The organism is Gallibacterium melopsittaci, from assembly GCF_042433085.1.
Lineage (GTDB): Bacteria > Pseudomonadota > Gammaproteobacteria > Enterobacterales > Pasteurellaceae > Gallibacterium > Gallibacterium melopsittaci.
In genome coordinates this window covers 1-673 of sequence record NZ_JBHLWA010000051.1, presented here as the reverse complement: position 1 = coordinate 673, position 673 = coordinate 1, and the positions used below count along the sequence as shown (strand labels likewise).

Genomic DNA, 673 nt, shown 5'->3' with positions numbered 1-673 from the left:
GGATTAGGAAAACTCATTGCTTTTTATGATGACAATAATATCTCTATTGATGGTCATGTAGATGGTTGGTTTACTGATGATACGCAAAAACGTTTTGAAGCTTATGGTTGGCATGTTATTCCAGCAGTAGATGGTCATAATGCTGCAGAAATTAAAGCGGCGATTGAAGCAGCAAAAGCAGAAAGTAGCAAACCAAGTTTAATTATTTGTAAAACTATTATTGGTTATGGTTCACCAAATAAATCGAATTCGCATGATTGCCACGGTGCACCACTTGGCGATGAAGAAATCGCAGCGACTCGTAAAAACTTAGGTTGGGAATATGCACCATTTGAAATTCCAGCTGATATTTATGCAGAATGGGATGCAAAACAACAAGGTGCAGCGAAAGAAGCGGAATGGAATAAACGTTTTGCAGCATATCAAGCAGAGTATCCAGAGTTAGCAGCAGAATTATTACGTCGTTTAGCAGGCGAATTACCAGCAAATTGGGCGGCAGAATCACAAGCATTTATTGAAAAATTGCAAGCGAATCCAGCAAGTATTGCGAGCCGCAAAGCATCACAAAATGCGATTGAAGCGTATGCACATCTTTTACCAGAGTTTTTAGGTGGTTCAGCGGACTTAGCAAGTTCTAACTTAACCTTATGGTCAGGTTCAAAACCATTACGTG

The 673-nt window shown here is 39.7% G+C and carries 1 protein-coding gene; it reads left to right on the top strand.

Translation table 11 applies throughout. The features are described from left to right. On the top strand, nucleotides 1-673 hold a 673-nt coding region (locus ACFFHT_RS10945; protein WP_512700269.1), incomplete at both ends, for a thiamine pyrophosphate-binding protein.